At 76.1% G+C, this 18,556-nt stretch carries 16 protein-coding genes; 3 read left to right on the top strand and 13 right to left on the bottom strand.

Annotated features, from left to right (window positions below):
• Window positions 1-98: 98 nt before the first annotated feature.
• From RVR_RS18295 to RVR_RS18280, 4 genes are all read right to left on the bottom strand, one after another.
• On the bottom strand, window positions 99-653 hold the full coding sequence (locus RVR_RS18295) for a bacterial proteasome activator family protein (RefSeq protein ID WP_202234869.1): 555 nt from the start codon (window positions 651-653) through the stop codon (window positions 99-101).
• A 78-nt stretch (window positions 654-731) separates the two neighbouring features.
• Window positions 732-893 (bottom strand): hypothetical protein, encoded by a 162-nt coding sequence (locus tag RVR_RS18290; RefSeq protein WP_202234868.1) that lies wholly within the window; start codon window positions 891-893, stop codon window positions 732-734.
• A gap of 1,084 nt (window positions 894-1,977) precedes the next feature.
• The gene (locus RVR_RS18285) at window positions 1,978-2,943 is read right to left on the bottom strand and encodes an NAD(P)H-quinone oxidoreductase (protein ID WP_202234867.1); all 966 of its coding nucleotides are present in this window, start codon (window positions 2,941-2,943) and stop codon (window positions 1,978-1,980) included.
• A gap of 11 nt (window positions 2,944-2,954) precedes the next feature.
• Window positions 2,955-3,914, bottom strand: a complete 960-nt coding sequence (locus RVR_RS18280) for a LysR family transcriptional regulator (protein ID WP_202234866.1) — start codon at window positions 3,912-3,914, stop codon at window positions 2,955-2,957.
• A gap of 95 nt (window positions 3,915-4,009) precedes the next feature.
• Between RVR_RS18280 and RVR_RS18275 the strand changes: the two genes are divergently transcribed.
• Complete coding sequence (locus tag RVR_RS18275) at window positions 4,010-5,497, top strand: MFS transporter (RefSeq protein ID WP_202234865.1); 1,488 nt, start codon at window positions 4,010-4,012, stop codon at window positions 5,495-5,497.
• Window positions 5,498-5,608: 111 nt separating this feature from the next.
• On the opposite strand, the gene RVR_RS18270 is transcribed toward RVR_RS18275, so the two are convergent.
• The 7 genes from RVR_RS18270 to pdhA form a co-directional block, all read right to left on the bottom strand.
• Window positions 5,609-6,595: a potassium channel family protein gene (locus RVR_RS18270; protein WP_202238754.1), complete on the bottom strand. Its 987-nt coding sequence runs from the start codon at window positions 6,593-6,595 to the stop codon at window positions 5,609-5,611.
• A gap of 206 nt (window positions 6,596-6,801) precedes the next feature.
• The gene (locus tag RVR_RS18265; protein WP_237404826.1) at window positions 6,802-8,505 is read right to left on the bottom strand and encodes a molybdopterin molybdotransferase MoeA; all 1,704 of its coding nucleotides are present in this window, start codon (window positions 8,503-8,505) and stop codon (window positions 6,802-6,804) included.
• Between the two features lie 515 nt (window positions 8,506-9,020).
• Complete coding sequence (locus tag RVR_RS39165; protein WP_430393149.1) at window positions 9,021-9,326, bottom strand: DUF6457 domain-containing protein; 306 nt, start codon at window positions 9,324-9,326, stop codon at window positions 9,021-9,023.
• A gap of 41 nt (window positions 9,327-9,367) precedes the next feature.
• Entirely contained in the window at window positions 9,368-10,090 is a 723-nt protein-coding gene (locus RVR_RS18260; protein ID WP_430393148.1) for an NTP transferase domain-containing protein, read from the bottom strand.
• Window positions 10,091-10,107: 17 nt separating this feature from the next.
• On the bottom strand, window positions 10,108-11,532 hold the full coding sequence (locus RVR_RS18255) for a dihydrolipoamide acetyltransferase family protein (protein WP_202234863.1): 1,425 nt from the start codon (window positions 11,530-11,532) through the stop codon (window positions 10,108-10,110).
• Window positions 11,532-12,503: an alpha-ketoacid dehydrogenase subunit beta gene (locus tag RVR_RS18250; RefSeq protein ID WP_237405339.1), complete on the bottom strand. Its 972-nt coding sequence runs from the start codon at window positions 12,501-12,503 to the stop codon at window positions 11,532-11,534. Before RVR_RS18250 ends, RVR_RS18255 begins: the two co-directional genes overlap by 1 nt.
• 101 nt (window positions 12,504-12,604) lie before the next feature.
• Entirely contained in the window at window positions 12,605-13,705 is a 1,101-nt protein-coding gene (gene pdhA / locus RVR_RS18245; RefSeq protein ID WP_202234861.1) for a pyruvate dehydrogenase (acetyl-transferring) E1 component subunit alpha, read from the bottom strand.
• A gap of 180 nt (window positions 13,706-13,885) precedes the next feature.
• Here pdhA and RVR_RS18240 point away from each other — a divergent pair, with 180 nt between their 5' ends.
• Window positions 13,886-14,410: an Lrp/AsnC family transcriptional regulator gene (locus tag RVR_RS18240; RefSeq protein WP_202234860.1), complete on the top strand. Its 525-nt coding sequence runs from the start codon at window positions 13,886-13,888 to the stop codon at window positions 14,408-14,410.
• A 70-nt stretch (window positions 14,411-14,480) separates the two neighbouring features.
• Here RVR_RS18240 and RVR_RS18235 read toward each other — a convergent pair whose 3' ends face one another.
• Both RVR_RS18235 and RVR_RS18230 read right to left on the bottom strand, forming a co-directional pair.
• On the bottom strand, window positions 14,481-15,074 hold the full coding sequence (locus RVR_RS18235; RefSeq protein ID WP_202234859.1) for a TetR/AcrR family transcriptional regulator: 594 nt from the start codon (window positions 15,072-15,074) through the stop codon (window positions 14,481-14,483).
• A complete protein-coding gene (locus RVR_RS18230; protein WP_237404825.1) occupies window positions 15,071-16,600 on the bottom strand; it encodes a 3-hydroxyacyl-CoA dehydrogenase in 1,530 nt (509 codons plus the stop codon). The genes RVR_RS18235 and RVR_RS18230 overlap by 4 nt, the downstream gene beginning before the upstream one ends.
• A gap of 165 nt (window positions 16,601-16,765) precedes the next feature.
• Here RVR_RS18230 and paaN point away from each other — a divergent pair, with 165 nt between their 5' ends.
• Window positions 16,766-18,442: a phenylacetic acid degradation protein PaaN gene (gene paaN, locus RVR_RS18225; RefSeq protein ID WP_202234857.1), complete on the top strand. Its 1,677-nt coding sequence runs from the start codon at window positions 16,766-16,768 to the stop codon at window positions 18,440-18,442.
• Window positions 18,443-18,556: the final 114 nt, after the last annotated feature.

The following is an 18,556-nucleotide window of genomic DNA, read 5'->3' as shown; positions in this document are numbered from 1 at the left end:
GCGCCGCGCCCGCCCGCACGTGTGAAGGGGCCGGACCTGACGGCGGACGCCGTCAGGTCCGGCCCCTTCACACGTGCGGGGGACCTGGGACACAGGCCCTACAGGTACGGGCCGCCCGAGCGGCCCGCCGGGCCCTGGGGCTCCTCGTCGTGGCCGGCCGCGCCGGGCGGCAGGGCGCGCCGCATCTGCTCCAACTGGGCGCGCGCGGCCATCTGCTGGGCGAACAGCGCGGTCTGGATGCCGTGGAAGAGCCCTTCCAGCCAGCCCACGAGCTGGGCCTGCGCGATCCGCAGCTCCGCCTCGCTGGGCACGCTCTCGTTCGTGAACGGCAGCGACAGCCGCTCCAGTTCCTCGACCAGTTCGGGGGCCAGCCCCGCCTCCAGTTCCTTGACGGAGCTGGCGTGGATCTCCTTCAGCCGCACCCGGCTGGCCTCGTCGAGAGGAGCCGCCCGCACTTCCTCCAGGAGCTGCTTGATCATGCTGCCGATCCGCATCACCTTGGCCGGCTGCTCGACCATCTCCGTCACCGGGATCTCGCGGGGCTCCTCGCCCTCGCCCAGCGCGCCGCCGAGCGCCATCCCGTCCGGCCCCACGACCAGGACCTGCGGGTTCTGCGCGTTCTCCGGCGACCGTTCGTTGTTCGGCATCTCCATACGGCCATTGTCCCGCAGCGGAGCCGCGGGCCACGACCCCGGGACGGGGCGGCGGCCGGCGTACGGCGACCGCCCCCGTCACGGCCGGCGCAGCCGCCACCCCAGGAACCCCAGCCCCAGCCCGACGAGCACCAGCCCGGCCCCGAGCGGCAGCACCCGCGGCACCGGGCGCCCCGCGGTCACGAACGGGACCGCCTGGCCGGCCTGCTCCGGCGCGGCCCCGGCCGGTGCGTGCGACACGTCCACCATGGACGACGGCAGGGGCGTGGCGGCGCTCCCCCCGCCGTCGTCCGCGCCCGGCGGCGCCGCGGCCGGGCCGGTGCGGCCGCCCTCGTGCCGGGGCGGCGCGGGCGGGCGCGGGGGCGTGTGCGGGGTCCGGGCCGGGGTTCCGGCCGGACGCCCGGCGGCGGGCGCCCCGGGGGCGGGGGAGGCGGGGCGCGCGGAGCGGACGGGGCGGCGCGGGTGCCGCGGCGCGGCGGGGGCTCCGGCGCCCGGCGCCGAGGCTGTGGGCGAGGGGGCGGTGGACGGCGCGGCAAAGGGGGCGGGAGGGCCGGGCGCGGTCGCGGGGGGCGCGGCGGGCGCGTGCGGTCCGACCGGCGCCTCGGGCCGCGACGGCGGTGCGGGGTGGGGGGCGGCGGTCGGGGCGTCCGGGGGGAACCCGGGCAGCGTCAGGACGGGGCCGGCTCCGGGCAGGGGGAGAGGCAGCGGTCCGACGGGGCCCTGCGGACCCGGGGCGGACGGCCGCGCGCCGGTGTCCGGCCCCGCACCGGGTTGTGCGCCTGGAGGCGCGGAGGGCGACGGGGCCGCCGGGGTCGCGGACGGCGGCGGCGTGTCGGGGCGGGCGGCCGCACGCTGCGGTCGGGCCGCCGCGGTTGCCGGGCTCCCGGCGGCCGCCACCGGCGCGGCCGCGCCGAGCAGCGCGGCGGCCAGCACCGCGGTGACGGCGAGCGTTCTGCCCGCGGTCGCGCCGATCGCAGCCGTGTGGCCGCCCATGGCGCCACCGATCGCGGCGTTGTCGCCGGTGGCACCGCCGATCGCAGCCGTGCCGCCCGCGACCGCGACCGCCCGGTTCGCGGCTGTCCGCCGTGCCTCGCCCCGCCTGTCCGCCGCCCACCGCACGTCCGCGCCTCCCGCACCACCTGTGTGTATGCCAAGCGTCACATGATGGCCCAATTCCGGCATCCCGGGCGGAGGGTGCGGGCGCGGCCCCCGGGATGCGTCGGACCCGGGGCTCCGGCGGGGCCCCGGGCCGGCGGGTTGCCCGGTCGGGCGGTGCGTCAGACGGTCAGGGGTCAGACGGTCAGACGGTCAGACGGTCAGACGGTCAGACGGTCAGCAGGATCTTGCCGATGTGGGTGCTGGACTCCATCAGCCGGTGCGCCTCGGCGGCCTGGACGAGCGGCATCGCGCGGTCGACGACCGGCCGGACGGTGCCCGCCTCGATCAACGGCCAGACGTGCTCGCGCACCGCCGCGACGATCGACGCCTTCTCGGCCGGCGGGCGGGCCCGCAGCGTGGTCGCGGCGACGGTGCCGCGCTTGGCCATCAGCTTGGCGAGGTTCAGCTCGGCCTTCACGCCGCCCTGCATACCGATCACCACCAGGCGGCCGTCCGGCGCGAGCGCGTCGATGTTGCGGTCCAGGTACTTGGCGCCGACCAGGTCGAGGACGACGTCCGCGCCCTCCGGGCCGAGTTCGGCCACGAAGTCCTGCTCGCGGTAGTCGATCAGCACGTCCGCGCCCAACTCCCGGCAGGCGTCGAGCTTCTCCGGGCTGCCCGCGGTGACCGCGACCCGCGCGCCGACCGCCTTCCCGAGCTGGATCGCCATGGTGCCGATCCCGCTCGACCCGCCGTGCACCAACAGCGTCTCGGTCGGCCGCAGACGGGCCACCATGAAGACGTTCGACCAGACGGTGGCGGTGACTTCGGGCAGCGCGGCCGCCGTCACGAGGTCGATTCCCCGTGGCACAGGCAGCAGTTGGCCGGCGGGGACCGCCACCTTCTCGGCGTAGCCGCCGCCCGCGAGCAGCGCGCACACCTCGTCGCCGACCGCCCAGCCGGCCACGCCCGGCCCGACCGCCGCGATCCGGCCGGAGCACTCCAGGCCCGGGTACGGCACGGAGCCCGGCGGCGGGTCGTACAGGCCCTGGCGCTGGAGGAGGTCGGCCCGGTTCACGGCGCTGGCCGCGACCTCGACCACGACCTCGCCGTCACCGGCCACCGGATCGGGAACGTCCGCCCAGGTCAGCGCGTCGGGGCCGCCTGGCTGGGGAATCGTCATCGCGTCCATGCGAAGGGAGGCTACTCCGCCGCCCGCCGCTCCCCCGCGAGCGGCTCGGGCCTGTCGCCGGCCAGCGCGGCCAGGGTGTCGCGCAGCCAGCGGTGCGCGGGGTCGGCGTCGTGCCGCACGTGCCACGCCATGTCGAAGGACACCGGGGGCAGCGGCAGCGGGATCTCGCGCACCGCCAACCGCATGGCCCCGGCCGCGCGTTCGGCGAACCCGGAGGGCACGATCGCGTACGCGTCCGTGTCCAGCGCGAGGAAGCAGGCCGCGCCGTAGGTCGGCACGGTGGCCAGCACCCGCCGTTCCAGGCCGAGTTCGGCGAGCCGCTCGTCGATGACGCTGCGGGCGCGGCCGTGCCGGGAGACGGTGACGTGGGGGAGGGCGACGAAGTCCGCGGGGGTGAGCGGCGCGGCGGGAACGGGTCCGGCGTCGGGGGAGCGGCCGGGGGACCGGTCGGTGGACCGTACGGCCGCCATGTACCGGTGCTCGGCCAGGCGGGTGGTGCGGACGTCCGGCGGGATCTCGGGCAGGGCGCCGAGGTCGAGGTCCACCCGGTCGCGCAGGTCGGCCGGGTCCTCGTCGCCCTCGGGCAGGATGCGCAGCCGTACGCCCGGTGCCTCGCGGGCCGCCCGGGCCAGCAGCGCGGCGCCGAACACCACGGCCGCGCCGTCGTTCGTCCGGATCACGAAGTCCCGCCGCACGTCGGCGAGATCGACCGGCGGCGGGGGGCGCAGCGCGGCCAGCGCCTGGCCGAGGGCGGCGGCCGCCTGCGGGCGCAGTTCCCGGGCCCGCGGGGTCAGCGTCATGCCCCGGCCCGAGGACACCAGGAGCGGATCGCCGACCACCCGGCGCAACCGGGCCAGGGTCCGGCTCATCGCCGACGGCGAGACGTTCATCACGGTGGCGGCGCCCGTGACGCTGCCCTCGCGGAGCAGCGCGTCCAGAGCGGGCAGCAGGTTCATGTCCGGCAGGAGCACCCCCTCAGTGTGGCACCGGCCGTTGCGTGCCACGCAATGGTCATATGACCACCAGGACCTTGTGATCAACGGTGCCCGGATCGCACGCTGATCACATGATCGACGCACCGCAGCCCTCCCGGCCTTCCGGCACGGACGCCGGTCCCCTGCCCGCCCCGCGGAAGGGCGACGACGGGCGGACGCACCGGATCAGCCCCCGGCAGCGCGCCGTCGGCCTGCTCGTGGCGGGCTGCCTCTTCATGGAGAACCTCGACGGAACCATCGTGTCCACCGCCGCGCCCCGGATCGGCGCCTCCCTCGGCGTCTCCGCCACCGCGATCGGCCTGGTCGTCACGGCCTACGTCCTCACCCTCGCGGTGCTGGTCCCGCTGAGCGGCTGGCTGACGGCGCGCTTCGGGGCGCGCCGGGTCCTCCTGTCGGCGATCGTGCTCTTCACCCTCGCCTCGCTCGCCTGCGCCGCCGCCACCAGCCTCGGCGCACTCGTCGCGCTGCGCGTCCTCCAGGGCGCCGGCGGCGCGATGATGGTGCCGGTCGGACGGCTCGTCGCGCTGTCGGGGATCGCCAAGCCCGACATCCCGCGGATCGTGTCGTACATCGTCTGGCCGGCGCTGATCGCGCCGGTGGCGGCCCCGCTGCTGGGCGGTGTGATCACCACCTACGCGAACTGGCACTGGCTGTTCCTGATCAACATCCCGCTCGGGCTGGTCGCTTTCGCCTTCGCCTGGCGGCTGATCGAGGGCGGCCCGGCCGCCGGGGTGGGCGGGCTGGACTGGATCGGGCTGCTGTGGACGTCGGCCGGACTGGGCGCGCTGACGTACACCGGCCACCTGCTCTCCGACGCCCGCGCGCCGTGGCCGCGCGCCGCCGGACTCGGTGCGGCGTCCCTGCTGCTGATCGCGCTCGCGCTACGGCACCTGCGCCGCGCCCCGCGCCCGCTGATCGACCTCGGCACGCTCACCACCCGCTCGTTCCGCGGCTCCGTCTCGGGCGGCTCGGTCTTCTGGATCTCCGTGGCCGCGGTGCCGTTCCTGCTGCCGCTGCTCTTCCAGGAGGTCTTCGGGTGGAGTGCCGTACGGTCGGGCGCCCTGGTGCTCTTCGTCTTCGTCGGCAACATCGGCATCAAGCCCGCGACCGGCTTCCTCTTCGGGCGCTTCGGCTACCGCGCGATGCTGGCGGCCGCGGGCGTGGTGCTGGCCGGCACCATGGCCGGCTGCGCCTTCCTCACCGCGGACACCCCGCTGTGGACGATCGGCGTGCTCGTCACCCTCAGCGGCGCCGCCCGCTCCGTCGGGCTGACCGGCTACAACACCCTCGCGTTCGCCGACGTGCCGGCCGACCGGATGCGCGACGCCAGCACGCTCAACGCCACCGCCACGCAGACCGCCGCCGGCCTCGCTGTCGCCGCGGCCCCCGTAGCCCTCCGCGTCGGCACCCCCCTCACCCACCACCTGCTGGGGCACTCCTCCCCCGCGCTCTCGTACAGCGCCGCCTTCGTCCTCCTCGCGCTCCCCGCCCTCGGCGCCACCGCCAACGCCACCCGCTTCCCCGCGGGCACCGGCGACATCCTCCGCAACCGCCGCTGACACCAGCCGACGCGGCGCCCGCCGTGCCCCCGGGTCGGCCCGCCGCACACGGTGTTCCGCCCCGCCCCCGGGCGGACCCGTCGTACACGGCGCCCCCTGCGCTCCCCGTACCTACGTCGCCCGGTGGATCGCGATCAGCCGGTCCCCGGCCCGAAGCGCCCCGAGTTCCGGGTCGTCGTGCGCGAGCAGGTCCTCCCCCCGCCGTACCGACACCACCAGGTCCTTCAGCTCCCTGGCCCGCCGGCCGACTTCCGACGCCTCCACCGAGCGCTCGATGAGGTCCAGTCCGCTGCCGTACGTGATGAGGTCGTCCATCACCCGTCCCGCGCTCGGGCTGAGCATCGACATCCCGAGCAACCGCCCCGCCGCGCTCGAACTCGTGATCACCGCGTCCGCCCCGGACTGCCGCAGCAGCGGCGCGTTCTCCTCCTCCCGCACGGACGCCACGATCCGGGCCGTGCCGTTGAGTTGCCGCGCCGTGAGCGTGACCAGCACCGCCGTGTCGTCGCGCTGCGCGGCGATCACGATCTGCCGGGCCCGGCCGACCTCGGCCCGCAGCAGCACGTCGTTGCGGGTCGCGTCCCCGGTGACCGCCACGAACCCCTCGTCGGCCGCGGCCTGCACCACCTTCGGCACCGGGTCCACCACCACAATCCGGTCCTGCGGCACGCCCCGCCCGATCAGCGTCTGCGCGGCGGACCGCCCCTTCGTCCCGAACCCGACGATCACCACATGGTCGTGCAAGGCGCTCCTCCAGCGCTTGAGCCGGTACTGCTCCCGGGTGCGCTCGGTCAGCACCTCCAGCGTGGTCCCGACCAGGATGATCAGGAAGATCACCCGCAACGGCGTGACCAGCAGCGTATTGGTCAGCCGTGCCACGGTGCTGTACGGGACGATGTCGCCGTACCCGGTCGTGGACAGCGTCACCGTCGAGTAGTACAGCGCGTCGAGGAACGACACGGTGCCGTCGGCGTTGTCGTGGTAGCCGCCGCGGCCGACGTAGACGATGACCACGGTGATCACCAGGACCAGCAGCGCGAGGAGCAGCCGGCGGGCCACCTGCCGGAGCGGGCCGGCCGCCGGGCGCGGGAAGAGCACCCGGTACGCGCTGCCGGTGGTCCCGGCCGGACCCGGACCGCCCGCCCTGGACCCGGACCCGGACCGGGGGTCGGGGTCGGGTTCGGACCCGGAATCGGACGAGTACGCGGAGGAGCCCGAGAAGTCGTCGGCGTAGTCGTCGGCGTCCGACGGCGGGTACGGCCCCTGGTCGGCGCCCCCGCCCCGGCGGGTGCCCCGCGGCCGCCTCACCACGTGTTCCCCACGGCCGCACCGGGCATCCCGATGTCCAGCACCCCGACCTCCTCGCCCGCCTTCGCCCCTCCGGGCGGCACCACCGCCATGCCGTCGGCGGCGGCCAGCCCGCGCAACATCGCCGAGCCGGTGTGGCGCAGCGGCCGGGCGGCCGCACGAGCGTCGAACACCACCGGCACCAGACGGGTGTCGGTGGGGTGGCCCCCGATGTCCTCGGTCAGCGGTGCGGAGTACGACGCCGGGGCGGGGTGGCCGCCGAGCGTGCGCAGCAGCGGCGCGACGAGCGTCAGCACGCCCGCGACCGCGGCGAGCGGGTTGCCCGGCAGGCCGACGAAGTGGCTCCGGCGGGGCGGGAGTCCGGAGCCGGAGCCGGAGCCAGCTCCGGCGAGGTCGAAGCCGGTCCCGGACGCGGACTCGCCCCCGGTCCCTGTCCCTGTCCCGGGTCCGGGTCCGGCCGTGTCCGGGTCCGGTCCTGCGCCCGGTTCCGTGTCCGGGTGCGTGTACGCGTCCGTGTACGCGTCCGTGTGCTGCCGCGGCGGCCGTCCGCCGGTGGGCTCCACGCCCCCCGAGTGCTCCGGGTCCTCCGGGCACGGCGTCCCGTACGGCCCGCACGGGAACTCCGCGAGCAGCATCGGGTGCCCCGGCCGTACCGTCACGCCGTCCACGCGCAGCCGCGCGCCCAGCCGGGCCAGCGCTCCGTGCACGTGGTCGCGCGGCCCGCTCGCGGTGCCCCCCGTGGTGACGACCAGGTCGGCGCCGCCGGTCGCGACGGCGTCGGAGATCGCCGCACGCAGCGCCTCCGCGTCGTCCGGCAGCGTCCGGACGGCGACGACGTCCGCGCCCAGTGCCCGCAGCCACGGCGGGAGCATCGGGCCCAGGGCGTCCCGGACCCGGCCCCCGCCCGGCTGGCCCTCGGCCAGCAACTCGTCGCCGAGCACCAGAAGTTCGACCCTCGGCCGGGCCACGACTGCCAGGTCGTCGTAGCCGGAGGCCGCCGCGAGCCCCAGCACCGCGGGCGTCACCGTCACCCCCGCGGGCAGCAACGCCTCGCCCGCACGGCACTCCTGGCCCCGCCTGCGCACCTCCTGGCCCGGCCGGGGCGCCGGGTGGGGCGCGGCCACCCGCAACCACTCGCCGTCCGGGCGCAGTTCGACGGCACCGTGCTCGTTGCGGAGCACCGCGGTGGCGCCCGCGGGAAGTTCGGCCCCGGTGGCCACCCGTACGGCGTGCCGGTCGGCGAGGCGCGCGCCGGGCTCCTGGCCTGCGAGTACCTGCCCGGTCAGGCGCCACGGCCCGGGCCCGGCGAGCGCCCAGCCGTCCATCGCCGAGGAGTCGAACGGCGGCAGGTCCGTCAGCGCCGCCAGCCCCTGCGCGAGCGCCGCGCCCAACGCCTCCGCGCCGAGCGGCACCCGCACCGCGTCCAGCCGGCGCGCCGCGGTCAGCGCGATGTGGCGGGCCCCGGACCAGCCGGTGTCCGCCCGGTGGAAGACCGGACGGCCGAGGTCGTACGGGCGCGAGGCGGCGCCGCCGTGCTCCTCGTCCCCCGCCCCCGGGCGAGGCCGCCGGCGCGGCTCCTCCGCGGCGGCCCGTCCGTTCCCGCACCCGCCGGCGCATCCAGCCGCGGGACCGGAGGGAGGCCCGGCAACACCGTCGTCCCCCGGCGCGGCCTCCTCCACGGGACCCAGAGCGGGTCGCACCCCGGAACCGGGCCGTGCCCCGGACTCATCCGCCGACCCGGCGAGAGCCCCGGCCACGCCTTCGGGCACGGACCCGGCACCGGCCCCGGCCCCACTCACGCGCACGCCTCCGGCCCCAAGCCCGCCCGCCGGCCCGGCGGTCGCGGCTCCCCGCGCAGCACCGGAACCCGGCCCGCAAGCCGCCCCGGCGACAGACCCGGCCGAAGTCCCAGGTCCGGAGCGGACAGCTTCGGACGCGCCCCCGCCGCCAGGCACACCGCCAGGAGGCACACCGCCGCCAGCCGCACCACCGGAAATCGCACCGCCGGGGCGACCCGGCGCAGTGCCGGCGACGAGGTCACCCGCAGGTCCACGCGCCGCTTCGGAGAAGCCCGAGCCGGCAGGCAGACAACCGGAGCGGACAGCTTCGGACGCGCCCCCGCCGCCAGGCACACCGCCAGGAGGCATACCGCCGGGAGGCACACCGCCGCCAGCCGCACCGCAGGGAATCGCACCGCCGGGGCGGCCCGGCGTGCTCATTCCGGGGCGCCCGCGGTCCCCGCGGCGCCGCCGTCGGGGTCACCGGTGCGCGCGGCGTCCGCCGCCGCCTGCTCGGCCCAACGCCCCGCCAGCGCCGCGGCCTTCTCGGCCGCGGCCCGCACCGCCTCCGGGCCGCCGCCCGCGCGGCCCGCGGCGTACCCGACGAGGAACGTGGTCAGCGGCGCGGCCGGCCGCGCCACCCCGTGTGCCGCGTCACGGGCCAGGTCGAGCAGGACGCGGGTGTCCACGTCGAGGTCGATGCCCAGTTCGGTCTTGGCTGCTGCGATCCATTCGTCCACCACAGCCCCATCGTCCCCGATCCCGGCCCGGGCGACACGCAGGCTCACCCCCCGGACCGGCGCTCCAGCCGGGCCCGGGCCGCCGCCACGTCCTCCCAGGTATCGCAGTCGAACGACGCCTCGCCGGTCGGGTCGGCCATCCTGCGCAGCGTCAGCCCGCCGGTGAGCAGCCGCAGCGGCAGCCCGCCGAGACCGCCGTACTCCCCTACGAGCAGGGCGAGTTCGCGGCGCAGCGGCTCCACCCGGTAGGCCGCGGCGAGCGGTTGGTCCCGCCCGGTCGCGTCCGTGAGCAGCACCCCGTCCACCTCGCGGCCGGCGCCCGCCGCCGCGTCCGCCAGCGCGCCGACCGTCTCCGCCGTCAGGAACGGCAGGTCGGCGGCGAGCACCACGACCACCTCCGCCGCCCGCCCGTCCGGCTCACCCGCCGGGACCTGCGCGCCGGCCCGGTCCGGCCCACCGGTCGCGTCCCGCCCGCCCGATCCGCTTGGCCCGGGAGCAGCGGGAGGAGGCGGCTCGGCCAGCACGGCGAGTCCGGCGGCCAGCGCCGGCACCGGCCCGCCGCCGGGCGGCTCCTCGCGGGCCCACCGTACCGGCCGGGCGGTCGGCCGCCGGGGGCCGACCACCACGGTCTCGCCCGCCGCCGCGCAGGCCGCGAGCACCCGGTCGAGCAACTGCCGTCCGCCGACCGTCAGCGCGGGCTTGTCGGTGCCGCCGAGCCGGCGGGCCGCGCCGCCGGCCGGCACCACCGCGTCGTAGCGCGTCGTCATGCCCGCGAGTATGCCGCTCAGACCGAGGCGAGCAGCACCGCCGGGTCCTCCACGCAGTCGGCCACGAACCGCAGGAAGCCGCCCGCCGTGCCGCCGTCGCACACCCGGTGGTCGAAGGTGAAGGAGAGCTGCACCACCTGCCGCACCGCCAGCTCGCCCTGGTGCACCCACGGCTTGGCCGCGATCCGGCCGACGCCGAGCATGCCCGCCTCGGGGTGGTTGAGGATCGGCGTCGAACCGTCCACCCCGAACACGCCGTAGTTGTTGAGCGTGAAGGTCCCGCCGGTCAGCTCGGCGGGGGTCAGCGCGCCGGTCCTCGCGGCCTCGGTCAACCGGCCCATCTCCGCGGACAGTTCGGCCGTGGTCCTGGCCTGCGCGTCCCGCACCACCGGCACGACCAGCCCGCGGTCGGTCTGCGCCGCGAACCCGAGGTGCACCGCCGGCAGCCGGACGATCTCGCCCCGCGCGGTGTCCACCGTCGCGTTCAGCTCGGGGTGGCGGGCCAGTGCGGCCGTCACCACCCTGGCCATGAGCGCCAGCACCGAAATCCGGGTGCCGCCGTCGCCCGCCGCCGCGTTCATGGCCGCGCGCGCCGCGAGGAGCCCGGTGGCGTCCGCGTCGACCCAGCAGGTGGCGTCGGGGATCTCCCGCCTGCTGCGGGCCAGCTTCTCCGCGACCGCTCCGCGTATCCCGCGCAGCGGCACGCGCACCTCGCCGTCGACGGGCGGTCGCGCCGCCGACCGCGCGGCCGCACCGGCCGTGCCGCCGCCGACCGCCGCCGCGGCCGGGTCCGCAGCCGGGTCCGCGCCGACCGCGCCGAGTGCGCGGTCCACGTCGGACCGCAGGATCAGCCCGTCGGGTCCGCTGCCGGCCAGCGACCGCAGGTCCAGGCCCTTCTCCCGGGCGAGGCGGCGCACCAACGGCGAGATGACCGCGACCGGTCCGCCGTCCGGGTGAGCGAGGTCCCCGCGCACGGGCCCTCCCCCCGCCGCCGTCACGTGGCCGACGGCCGCGCTCACCGCGCGGACCCGTCCGCGCCTGCGGGCGACCGCCGCCTGGGTGCCGTAGCCGACCAGCACGTTTCCCGAGCCCTCGGGTTCGTCGCCGCCCCCCTCCCCGCCGGAGCCGCTCCCGCCGCCGGAGCCGGACCCGCCGTCACCGCTCCCGCCGCCGGAGCCCGCGTCCGCGGCCGGGTCCGCGCCGACCGCGACCGTCACCAGCGGCCTGCCGACCGCCAGGGTGTCGCCCTGCTCGCCGAACCGCGCCGTGACCACCCCGCCGTACGGGCAGGGGACCTCCACCACGGCCTTCGCGGTCTCGACCTCGACCACCGGCTGGTCCACCGCGACGACCTCGCCGACCTCCACCAGCCACTGCACGATCTCGGCCTCGGTGAGCCCTTCGCCGAGGTCGGGCAGGGTGAACTCCTTGACCGCGGCCATCACCCCTCCTCCCATTGCAGGCGCCCCACCGCGTCCAGGATCCGGTCGACCCCGGGCAGGTGGTGCCGCTCCAGCATCGGAGGCGGGTAGGGGATGTCGAACCCGGCCACGCGCAGCACCGGCGCCTGGAGGTGGTGGAAGCACCGTTCGGTGATCCGCGCCGCGATCTCCGCGCCGGCGCCGCCGAACCCGGAGGACTCGTGCACCACCACCGCGCGCCCGGTGCCGCGCACCACCTCCGCGACCGTCTCCTCGTCGAAGGGCACCAGGCTGCGCAGGTCCACCACGCCCAGGTCCCAGCCCTCCTCCTTCGCCGCCTCGGCGGCTTCGAGGCAGACCGGCAGCGACGGGCCGTAGGTGATCAGCGTGGCGCCGCGCCCGGCACGCCGCACCACCGCCCGCCCGATCGGCGGAACCTCGGCCGGCGCCTGCGGCGACCAGTCCGCCTTCGACCAGTACAGCCGCTTGGGCTCCAGGAACACCACCGGGTCGTCGGACGCGATGGCCGCCCGCAGCAGTCCGTAGGCGTCCTCGACGGTCGCCGGCGTCACCACGTGCAGCCCCGGGGTGTGCAGGTAGTACGCCTCGGAGGAGTCGCTGTGGTGCTCGACCCCGCCGATGCCGCCGCCGTACGGGATGCGGACGGTGATCGGCAGCGGCAGCGCGCCGCGGGTGCGGTTGCGCATCCGCGCCACATGGCTGACCAGTTGCTCGAACGAGGGGTAGGCGAAGGCGTCGAACTGCATCTCGACCACCGGTCGCAGCCCGTACATCGCCATGCCGACCGCGGCGCCCAGGATGCCGGCCTCGGCGAGCGGGGTGTCCGTGCAGCGGTCGTCGCCGAAGTCGCGGGCCAGGCCGTCGGTGATCCGGAAGACGCCGCCGAGGGTGCCGACGTCCTCGCCCATGACGTGGACGGAGGGGTCGGCGGCGAGCGCGTCCCGCAGCGCCTGGTTGAGCGCCTGCGCCATGGTGGCGGGCTTGGCAGCGGACGCGGGCCGGGCGGCCGGCGAGGACTGCGGGGCGGTGGGCGCGGCGGCCGCCGGGGAGGCGGCCGCCTGGGAGGCCGGGCTCATGACCGCTGCTCCGCTTCCAGCTCGGCGCCCAGCATGGCCGCCTGCTCGCGCAGTTGCGGCGTGGGCTCGGCGTAGACGTGCGCGAACAGGTCCGCCGGGTCCAGCGGCGGATCGTCGTGCATGCGCGTGCGCAGGTCGGCGGCGAGCGCCTCCGCGTCCTCGGCGGCGCGCTGCCGCAGCGCGTCGTCGAGGAGGCCGCGGCCGGTCAGCTCGCCCTCCAGCAGGGTGATCGGGTCGTGCGCGCGCCAGGTGGCGACCTCGTCCTGGTCGCGGTAGCGCGTCGCGTCGTCGGCGTTCGTGTGCGCGTCGATCCGGTAGGTGACCGCCTCGACCAGGGTGGGGCCCTGCCCGGCCCGGGCCCGGTCCACCGCCTCGGTGAGCACCTGGTGGACGGCCGCCGCGTCGTTCCCGTCCACGAGCCGGCCGGGCATGCCGTAGCCGACCGCCTTGTGGGCGAAGGTCGGCGCGGCGCTCTGCTTGGCCAGCGGCACGGAGATCGCGAAGCCGTTGTTCTGCACCAGGAAGACCACCGGGGCCTTCCACACCGCCGCGAAGTTGAGCGCCTCGTGGAAGTCGCCCTCGCTGGTGCCGCCGTCGCCGACCATGGCCAGCGCCGCCACGTCGTCGCCGCTGAGCCGGGCCGCGTGCGCGAGGCCCACCGCGTGCGGCAACTGGGTGGACAGCGGGGTGCTCAGCGGCGCCACCCGGGCCGCGCGCGGGTCGTATCCGGTGTGCCAGTCGCCGCGCAGCAGCGTCAGCGCCTCGACCGGGTCCACGCCGCGGGCGACCACCGCGAGGGTGTCGCGGTAGCTGGGGAAGAGCCAGTCGCGCGGGCCGAGCGCGAGCGCGGCGGCGACCTCGCACGCCTCCTGGCCGGTGCTCGACGGGTACACCGCGAGGCGGCCCTGCTTGGTCAGGGCGGTCGCCTGCCGGTTGAACCGGCGGCCGCGGACGAGCTGCGCGTACAGCCGCGTGAGCAGGTCGGGGGCGAGCCGGGCGGCCTCGGGGGTGCCGAGCAGCCGGAACGGCTCCTGGTCGGGCAGCAGCGGCCCGGCCTCGGTGCGCGGGCGCCAGGCGGGGGTGTCCAGGACGGTCATCGCGAGCACCTCCTCGTGATCGGGACCGGTGGCGGTCGGGTGGCGAGCGGGTCACGCTCTCCCAACCGATTGTTCGGTCGCCGGAGGCATTTTGGCTACGGGGTGGTTCGGCCTGTGGACAAACGGTTCTGCACAGCCTGAGATGGAGCCAGTACGTCCATGCTACGGAGCCGCGGGGGGATGGCGAGAGAACAGATGGCCGAAGACGCACCACGGGTCCGACCTCTGGACCCGATCGACCGCGTGATCCTGCGGCTGCTCCAGGAGGACGGCCGCGCGTCGATACGCTCCGTGGCCGAGCGGGCGCACGTGTCCCGGGCGAACGCGTACGCGCGGATCAACCGGCTCGTCGAGGACGGGGTGATCCGGGGATTCAGCGCCCGGATCGACCACGAACGCGCCGGGCACGGCGCGTCCGCGTACATCACGCTCAAGATCGTCCAGAACTCGTGGCGGACGGTCCGGCAGAAACTCGTCACCCTTCCGGGTGTCGTCCACATCGCCCTGGTCAGCGGCGACTTCGACGTCCTGCTGCTGGTGCACACGGTGGACAACCGCAGCCTGCGCGAGCTGGTGCTCACCCGGCTCCAGGCGATCGAGGAGGTGCTCAGCAGCCGCACGCTGCTGGTCTTCGAGGAGACCGACCTGGTGGTCCGGGACTGGCCGGAGCGCGACCGCGGCCCCGGCGGCTACCCGACCGCCTAGAAGGCCGATGAGGATCTTGGGCAGGGCCCGTCCGGCGGGCACCCGGCGGTCCCGGGGCGGGTCGGCGGCCTCACCGCTGTATCCGCAGCCCGTCGAAGGCGAGCCGCACCACCGCGTCCGCGAGCTGCTCCGCCTGCGCGGTACCGCGGCCGTCCGGGCGGTACCACTCCACCACCGAGTTGATCATGCCGAAGAGCAGCCGGGTGGCGAGCCGGGGCTCCACGTCCGCACGCAGGTCGCCCTCGGCCACGGCCGCCTTCAGCAGCGCGGCCACCCGCTGGTCGAACTCCCGGCGCCGCTCCATCGCCCACCGCTCGGTGCCGGTGTTGCCGCGCACCCGCAGCAGCAGGGTGACGTACGGCAGCTCCTCGACCAGCACGTCCGCGGTGCGCCGGGTGACGTACTCCAGCCGGTCCACCGCGCGCCCGGTGGTCGCGCCGGACTCGTCGAGGATGCCGAACAGGCCCTCCAGGGCGCGGCCGACCGCCCGGTGGAGCAGTTCCTCCTTGCCGCGGACGTGGTGGTAGATGGAGGACTTGGAGATGCCCGCCGCCTGCGACAGGTGCTCCATGGACGTGCCGTCGTATCCGCGCTCGTTGAAGACCTCGACGGCTACGGCGAGCAGCGAGTCCGGCGTGTAGGTGTCGCGCTTGGGCATGGTCATGAGCAGACCACATGTGAGGCCGCCGCCGCACGCCGCCTCAGCTCCGGGCTGGGCGCGTACCGTCCGGTCGGGTACCAGGCGTGCAGGCCGTCCAGCAGGTCGCGCACGTAGGCCAGCGAGATCCGCTCGCCCCACGCCACCGGGCCGAGGGGGTAGTTCACGCCCAGCCGCATCGCGGTGTCCACGTCGTGCGCGGACGCGACCTCGCGGGCGACGGCGTCCAGCGCGAAGTCCACCAGCATCGCCACAGTGCGGGCGACCACCATGCCGGGCACGTCGCGGATGACGCTGACCTCCTTGCCCATGGCCTGGAACAGGCCGGTGGCCTCGGCCACGGCGTCGGCGTGCACCCCGGCGCCGGGCGCGATCGCCACCCTGGAGGCGGTCCGGTAGTCCAGTGCCAGGTCGAACTGGATCGACGGCTCGCCCGGCAGCCGCCCGTCGGCCAGCCGAAGGGCGGTGCCGCCGGGCAGCAGGAGGGCGCCCGGCGTCCCGGGCTCCGCCGCCTGACGGCGCACCTCCACCCGCGCCTCCTCGGCGAGCGCGGTCAGTTCGGCGGCCGGGCCGAGCGACCCGAGGACGGTGACGAAGGACGGAGCCATGGCCGCGTCGGCGGTGTGCGGACGGGTCGCGGCCTCCACCTCGGCCGCCGTGTGCTCCGGGCCGTACGGGAACCAGCCGCGCCCGCTCTTGCGGCCGAGCCGCCCGGACTCCACCAGCCGGCGCTGCGCCAGCGAGGGCCCGAACTTCGGGTCGCGGCCGTACGCCTCCCACACCGAGCGGGTGACCGCCTCGTTGACGTCCTGGCCGATCAGGTCGGTGAGCGCGAAGGCGCCCATCGAGAAGCCGCCGCTCCCGCGCAGCACCGCGTCGATGGTGGCGGGATCGGCGGCCCGCTCCTCGTAGACCCGCAGCGCCTCGGCGTAGAAGGGGCGGGCGACGCGGTTGACGAGGAAGCCGGGGGTGTCGGTGCAGCGCACCGGCGTCTTGCCCCAGGCCGCGGCGAGGTCGAAGGCGGCGGTCGCGGCGGCCGGGTCCCCGGCGGCGCCCGCGACCACCTCGACCAGCGGCAGCAGCGGAGCGGGGTTGAAGAAGTGCAGACCGACCAGCCGGCCCGGGCGGCGCAGCCCGCCGGCCACGGCGGTCACCGAGAGCGAGGAGGTGTTCGTCGCCAGCAGGCAGTCGTCGGCGACCACCTGCTCCAGCTCGGCGAACAGGCTCTGCTTGACGGCCAGGTCCTCGACCACGGCCTCCACCACCAGCCGGGCGGGCGCCAGGTCCGCGACGGTCCCGGCCGGCGCCAGCCGGGCGAGGGCCGACGCACGCTCCTCGGTACCCAGCCGGCCCTTCTCCACCAGGCGGTCCAGCCGCGCGGCGACCGCCTCGACGGCGGTGCCGGCCCGGCCCGGCACCGCGTCGTGGAGCAGGACGCGGTGGCCGGCGACCAGCGCGACCTGCGCGATCCCCTGGCCCATGGTGCCGGCGCCGACGACGGCAACGGTGCTGGTCAGGTCTGGTGCGGTCACGGTTGCACTCTCCTCGCCGGGTTCGTCGGCATCGCCGCGGAGCCCGCCGCGCAGCGGGCCCGGAAGTTTTCCACAGGCCGGGAAGTCCCTCTTGTCCCGACCGAACATTCGGTTAATCTAGCGGTGTCCCCGCCACTCAGCCCAGCTCGACGAGGAGTTGGTCCCATGACCGCCGAACTCTCCACCGTGCTCCTGGTCGACCGCCACCGCGGCACCCTCGACCAGGCGCTGGAGGCCGTCAGGACCCGCGCGTTCTGGTCGCCGCACCCCGAGCACCCCAAGGCGTACCCCGACCCCGAGGCCGGCCGCGCCGCCTTCGAGGCCCGGCTGAACGCCCGCTTCGCGCTCGACCAGCCGGGCACCGACGACTGGGCGGGCGAGGAGCACTCGCCGTACGGCATCGAGCTCGGCATCCAGTACCCCCATCCCGATCCGGACGTGCTGCTGCCGGCCATGCGCTCCGCCGTGCCGGCCTGGCGCGACGCCGGGCCCGAGGCCCGCGCGCTGGTCTGCCTGGAGATCATCGCGCGGATCAACGCGCGGACCCAGGAGTTCGCGCACGCCGTGATGCACACCACCGGCCAGGCCTTCACCATGGCCTTCCAGGCCGGCGGTCCGCATGCCCAGGACCGCGGCCTGGAGGCGGTCGCGTACGCGTACGCGGAGCAGGTCCGCACCCCGCAGAGCGCGGAGTGGACCAAGCCGCAGGGCAAGCGGGACCCGATCGGGCTGCGCAAGACGTTCACCGCGGTGCCGCGCGGCATCGGCCTGGTCATCGGCTGCAACACCTTCCCGACGTGGAACGGCTACCCCGGCCTGTTCGCCTCCCTCGCGACCGGGAACGCGGTGCTGGTCAAGCCGCACCCCCGGGCCGTGCTGCCGCTGGCGCTGACCGTCGAGACCGCCCGCGAGGTGCTCGCCGAGGCGGGATACCCGCGGGATCTGGTCTGCCTGGCGGTGGACCGTCCGGGTGAGGGGCTCGCCAAGACCCTCGCCCTGCGCCCCGAGATCCGCATCATCGACTACACCGGCTCGACCTCCTTCGGCGACTGGCTGGAGTCGCACGCGCGGCAGGCCCAGGTCTACACCGAGAAGGCTGGCGTCAACACCGTGGTGATCGACTCCACCGACGACTACCGCGGCATGCTGGCCAACCTCGCGTTCTCGCTGTCCCTCTACAGCGGCCAGATGTGCACCACCCCGCAGAACCTGCTGATCCCCCGTGACGGCATCAGCACCGACCAGGGCCCCCGCGGGTACGACGAGGTGGTCGCCGACCTCGCCGCCGCCGTGGACAAGCTGCTGGGCGACGACGCCCGGGCCAACGCCCTGCTCGGCGCGCTGGTCAACGCCGACGTGAAGTCCCGGCTGGACGCCGCCCCCGGGCTCGGCGGTGTGGCGCTCGCCTCCCGGAGCGTGGCCCACCCCGACTTCCCGCACGCCACCGTCCGCACCCCCGCGCTCATCTCGCTGGACGGCGCCAAGCCGGACGCCGAGTCCGCCTACCTGTCGGAGTGCTTCGGGCCGGTCTCCTTCGCCGTCGCGGTCGACTCCACCGCAGACGCGCTGGAGCTGCTGCGCCGCAGCATCCGGGACAAGGGCGCGATGACCGTCGCCGGCTACACCACCTCCGCGCAGGTCGAACAGGACCTGGAGGAGGTCTGCTTCGAGGAGTGCGCCCAGCTCTCCTTGAACCTCACCGGCGGGGTGTACGTCAACCAGACCGCCGCGTTCTCCGACTTCCACGGCTCGGGCGGCAACCCGGCGGCGAACGCCGCCCTGTGCGACGGCGCCTTCGTCGCCAACCGCTTCCGGGTGGTGGAGGTGCGCCGCCCGGCCTGACCGGTGGCCCGGCCCGCCCCGAGTGGACCGGGGCGAGCCGGGCCACCACCGGCTCGGCCCACGGGCATCGGACAGCGGGCATCGGGGCGCGGTGATCGGGCCTCGGACCGCGGT

The sequence above is a fragment of the Streptomyces sp. SN-593 genome (assembly GCF_016756395.1).
Lineage (GTDB): Bacteria > Actinomycetota > Actinomycetes > Streptomycetales > Streptomycetaceae > Actinacidiphila > Actinacidiphila reveromycinica.
Note: the sequence above shows the minus strand (reverse complement) of the source record. Positions and strands in the feature narration are given on the sequence as shown.